The organism is Blastococcus atacamensis (genome assembly GCF_002938425.1).
In the GTDB taxonomy this organism is placed as follows: domain Bacteria; phylum Actinomycetota; class Actinomycetes; order Mycobacteriales; family Geodermatophilaceae; genus Blastococcus; species Blastococcus atacamensis.
Window position 1 is genome coordinate 1 of the sequence record NZ_POQU01000134.1, and the last position, 5,066, is coordinate 5,066.

Sequence of the window (5,066 nt, forward strand, 5' to 3'; positions counted from 1 at the left end):
AGATGTGTATAGGGGACAGCGTCGCCGCCGCGCAACGGGGCGGGGCCGAAGTGGGCGTCCAGCGGGCTGGCCGGGGCGCGGGTCTGGGTGACCGCCGACAGCCGGACCACCCGGTCCCGTCCGCTGCGCTTGGCGTCGTAGAGCACGCCGTCGGCCGCGGCGAACAGGGTCTTGCGGTCATCGCCGCGGGTCGCCGAGGCGATGCCGGCGCTGATGGTTACCGGCACGTCGAGGCCCAGCTCGGACCACGGGTAGGCGACGACCGACGCCCGGATGCGCTCGAGGGCGCGCTCGGCCTGCTCGGACGTCGTCTCCGGCAGCAGGATCACGAACTCGTCGCCGGCCCAGCGGCACACCTCGTCGGTGTCGCGCACGCCGGCCACCAGCAGCTCGCCGACGACCCGCAGCACGGCGTCGCCGCCCGGGTGCCCGATGGCGTCGTTGATCGACTTGAACCGGTCGACGTCCACGACGGCCAGGGCCGGGACGTCGCCGGCGGCCAGCAGCCCGTCGAGGCGGGCCTCGGCGTAGCGGCGGTTGGGCAGGTGGGTCAGCGGGTCCTCGTAGGCCTGCCGGCGCAGCTGCCCGGCGGCGCGCTCGGTCTCCAGCAGGCTCTTGCGGCGGCCGAACAGCTCGACCCAGCGGGTGCGCCGCTCGTCGACCCGGTCCAGCTCGTCGGCGAGATAGGCCTGGAGATAGGGCAGCGCACGCTCGGCGTCGTTGAGGTCGGCGTGCAAGGTGCACAGCTCGCGCAGGGCGGCGCGGCGGACCCGCGGCAGCCCGTGCTCGGTGGCCAGGGCGAGTGCGTCGACCAGGTGCTCGTCGGCGGCGCGGCCGTTGCCCTGACGGCGCAGGGCACGGCCGAGCGCGAGCTGGGCCGAGGCGAGCCGGGCCCGGTCGACCGCGGCGGCCGACAGCCGGACGGCGGCGCGCAGCGGGCCGACGGCCGCGGCCTGCTCGCCCATGCCCACCAGGGCCCAGCCGTGCACGATCTGCGCCGGCACGATGCCCACGGCGTCCGGCGGCAGCTGGACCAGTGCCTGCTCGGCCAGCTGCCGGGCCTCGGTGAAGTAGGGCGCCGCGGACTCGGGGGCGCCGTCGTCGAGGAGGCCCTCACCCAGCTCCGCGCACAGCTCGCCGAGCCGGGTGGCCGCAACGGCGACCAGGACCTCGGGGTCGGGGGAGTCGGGTGCCAGGACCGCAGGGTCCGCGGCGGCCGCGAGGGCGGTCTCGTGCGCCCGGCGCTGGTAGTCCAACGCCAGCGGCATCAGCTCCAGGTCGGCCAGGACGCCGGCGAGGGTGCTGAGCGTGTCGATCAGCAGGACGCTGGGGGACAGGGCGGGGTCGAGCAGGCTCGCGGCCTCCACCGCCTCGTCCATGGCGGCGTCGATCCGCCGGGAGAGCAGCTCGATGCGCGCGTGGCGGGCGAGCCCGGCGGCGCGCTGCAGGTTGTCGTCGGCGGCGTCGAAGGCCGCCTTGGCCGAGCGGACCAGGGCGATCGCCAGGGCGGCCCGTGAGGCGGACTCCGACCGGGGATCGGCCTGGGCGCCGGTGCCGTCCAGCAGCTCGGCGACGCCGGCGTGCAGGTCGAGGGCAGGTTCGGCGGGGGAGACCGGGTCGCCGACCACCGTGAAGCCGGAGAGGCGCAGCCGGCGGACCAGCAGTTCGGCGCGCAGCGTGTCGGCCCAGGCCCGGCCGAGGGAGTTCGGGGCGTCCTCCACCGCGTCGTCAGCCGGAACGGCTGCGACGTAGGGGGACGGATCCCGCTCGACACCCGACAGCAGCTGCTCGGCGTCGTCGAGCTGCCAGTTGCTGAGGGCGGCGGTCACCCGGTGATGCAGGGCTCCCGGTGGCACGAGCGCACTGTGCATGTCGGTACCGACGGTGTCGAGAACCGATCCCGGAACGCGCCGTCCCCTGTCCGTCGCGTCCCTCCCGTCCCACGCGTGCGGAAAGCTCACGCGCTCGCCCCGCGGTCCATCCTGGCCGGGGGAAGGGTGTCGGGCGGGGCGTGCGCGCGCACCCGGTTGCGGCCGCCGCGCTTGGCGGAGAACAGGTGCAGGTCCGCGGTGTCGAACAGTGCGCGCCAGCCGACGACGGGGTTGGGCTGACCGTCCGGAACGGCCGGCGCGGTGGCCACGCCGACGCTCACGGTCACCGGATCCGACAGCGCCAGGTCGCTCCAGTCGGCCTCGGCGACCGCCGAGCGCAGCCGCTCCATGACCGCCAGGGCCTGTGGCTCGGCCGCCGTGGGCAGCACGACGAGGAACTCGTCGCCGGCCCAGCGGTACACCTCGTCGCCGGTGCGGCTGTGCTCGCGGAGCAGGTCGGCCACCCGGCGCAGCACGGCGTCGCCCTGGGTGTGGGAGGCCTCGTCGTTGACCTCCTTGAACCGGTCGACGTCGACGACGGCCAGGGACAGCGGCTCCTCGCCGAGCCGGAGCGCGCCGAGCCGGCGCTCGGCGCTGCGCCGGTTGCCCAGCCCGGTCAGCGGGTCCTCCAGCGCGTGCCGTCGGAGCACCGCGGCCTGCCGCTCGGCCTCGCGCAGCCGGCTGCGCCGGACGAACATCTCCGCCCACATCTCCCGGCCGCGGGCGTGCGCCCGGCCGGTGTCGTACCGGTAGGCCTCCAGCCAGTGCAGCGCCTCGGCCGGCCGGCCCAGGTCGGCGTAGTCCTGGCCGAGCTCGAGCAGCGTCTGCCGGTAGCGGCGGCGATCGCCGGTCGCGGCGAAGGCGCCGGAGGCGTCGACCAGCAGGTCGATGGCCTCCTCGGCCAGGACGACGTCGTCGTCCCGCTTGGCGACGGCCGTGAGCAACCGGGCGAGCACGAGGTCGGTGTAGCCGCGCAGCCAGATACCGGCGTCGCGCTGCACCGAGCGCCGCACCCGCCGCAGCGGTCCGAGCGCCTCGTCCAGGTCGCCGCCGCACATGAGCGCCCACGCCTGGACGACGTCGAGCAGGTCAGCCTCGGCCTGTTCCGGCTGCCAGTCCAGCTCGCGGGCGGCGGAGGCGCGGACCAGCGCCTCGCCGGCCAGCTCCTCGGCCCGGTCGGTGTCGCCGCGGCGGCGCAGCGTCTGCGCGAGCTCCACGTGCTGGCGGGCCGAGAGGAGCAGCAGCCGCCCGGAGTCGCCGACGTCCGGCAGGGCGGCGGCCACCTGGGAGCCGAGGGTCGCGTGCGCGACGGCGAGCTCCTCCAGGTCCAGGCCGGAGAGCGTGAGGGAGAGCCAGCGGTGGGCCTGCAGCAGCGCGCGGGAGGGCTGGGCGGCCTGGCCGTCGGTGAGCAGGCTGGCGTCGACCGCCAGCAGCATGGCGGAGTCGAGGTGGTCGGCGACCACCTCCACGTGCGCGAGGTAGGCCATCAGCAGCGCCGTCTCCGAGGACACCGGGCAGCGGTCCAGCAGGTCGCGGGCGGCGGCCACCTCGTCGGCGGCGCGGTCGGCCTCGCCCTCCAGCTGGGCACGCCGGGCCCCGAGTGCGTGCCGCCACGCGGTCCAGGCCGGGTCGCCGCTGTCGGCGAAGGCGGCGTCGGACTCGTCGAGCAGGTGGAGGAAGTGGATGGGGTCCTCGGCGTCGCTGGTGTCGAGCAACCGCCAGAGCGCGGCCTGGAGGACGCCGGGGGCGACACGGGCCGGGCGGGGGGTCACCTGTCCTCCACTCGGGTCGGGCGGCCGCGCTGGCCGGTCGGGCCGGATGTGAGGCATTTCGCCGGGGAGGACGCGCACCTCGTCCTGCCGCACTACCCTCGTCGGATGCCCGGGATGCCTTCACCGACGCGGTTCGTCTACCTGGGGCCCGAGGGTACCTTCGCCGAAGCCGCTCTGAGCAGGGCGATTACGTCTGCGGAGGGACCCCGCTCCCCCCGGCCGAGTGTCGCCGCCGCACTCGCCGCCGTCCGCTCGGGTGACGCCGACGCGGCCCTCGTACCGCTGGAGAACTCCGTCGAGGGCTCGGTGCCCGCGACCATGGACGGGCTGGCCGACGGCGACCCGCTGCGGATCACCCGTGAGGTGTTCCTCGAGGTGGCGTTCGTGCTGGCCGTCCGGCCGGGGACGACGCCGGCCGACGTCCGCTCGCTGGGCAGCCATCCGCACGCGCTGGCCCAGACCGGTCGCCGGCTGGCCGAGCTGCTGCCCGACGTGACGCCGATGCCGATGACGTCGACGGCGGCGGCCGCGGCCGCGGTGGCCGCCGGCGAGGTGGATGCCGCGGTGTGCGCGGCGATCGCAGCCTCGCGCTACGGGCTCGACTGCCTGGTCGAGGACCTCGCGGACACGCCCGGTGCGGTCACCCGGTTCGTGGTGGTCGAGCGTCCCGGCCCGCTGCCCGCACCCACCGGCAACGACAAGACCTCGCTGGTCGCCGTGGTCGGCGACCGGACCGGCGCGCTGCTGGACCTGCTGCGCGAGTTCGCAGTCCGAGGCATAAGCCTGACGCGCATCGAGTCGCGGCCCACCCGGCAGCGGCTCGGCGTCTACTCGTTCTCCATGGACTGCGAGGGCCACGTCGCCGAACCGCGGGTGGGCGAGGCGCTGGCGGCGCTGCACCGGATCAGCGACGACGTCCGCTTCCTCGGCTCCTATCCGCGCGCCGACGACCGGGAGAACCGGCCGGTACCGGCGGAGTCGGCCGACGCCGCCTTCGTCGAGGCCGAGCAGTGGCTGGCCCGGCTGCGCGCCGGCGATCTCTGAGCCTTGCTCTCCGCGATCATCGAGTTCGGACCGCCGGCGACGGCGTGTCGGGCCGTGTCGCCGGCAACAAGTCGATGATCGGCGACCGTGTCCGAGCCGGGGAGGCCGCCCGCTGGGTGAACCGGGTGCCGCTGCTGTGGGTGGTGCTCGGCAGCGGTCTGCTGGCCTGGTGTTCGTCGCGACCTGAGCCGCGTCAGCCCAGCCGGGCGCGCAGCTCCTCGACGATCCCGCGGGTGACCGGGATGTCGATCTCGTGCCGCTCGGCCGCCCGCACCACCGCGCCGCCGATCGCCTCCAGTTCGGTGGGGTTGCCCTCGTCGGCATCGCGCTCCATCGACGAGCGCATCTCCGCCGGGAGCGACCAGGTGAAGTCCCGGGT

4 protein-coding genes are annotated in these 5,066 nt (G+C 75.5%); 1 reads left to right on the forward strand and 3 read right to left on the reverse strand.

From position 1 onward, the window contains the following. On the reverse strand, positions 1-1,829 hold a 1,829-nt coding region (locus C5508_RS18760; protein WP_232797294.1), incomplete at its 3' end, for a tetratricopeptide repeat-containing diguanylate cyclase. A gap of 128 nt (positions 1,830-1,957) precedes the next feature. After that, positions 1,958-3,643 (reverse strand): GGDEF domain-containing protein, encoded by a 1,686-nt coding sequence (locus C5508_RS18765; protein ID WP_232797295.1) that lies wholly within the window; start codon positions 3,641-3,643, stop codon positions 1,958-1,960. A 105-nt stretch (positions 3,644-3,748) separates the two neighbouring features. Between C5508_RS18765 and pheA the strand changes: the two genes are divergently transcribed. After that, positions 3,749-4,687 carry a prephenate dehydratase gene (gene pheA / locus C5508_RS18770; RefSeq protein WP_104526430.1) on the forward strand — a complete coding sequence of 313 codons (939 nt, stop codon included), beginning with the start codon at positions 3,749-3,751 and terminating at the stop codon, positions 4,685-4,687. Between the two features lie 193 nt (positions 4,688-4,880). On the opposite strand, the gene C5508_RS18775 is transcribed toward pheA, so the two are convergent. Beyond that, positions 4,881-5,066: ketopantoate reductase family protein (locus C5508_RS18775; protein WP_332872207.1), on the reverse strand; the 186-nt coding region annotated here is incomplete at its 5' end.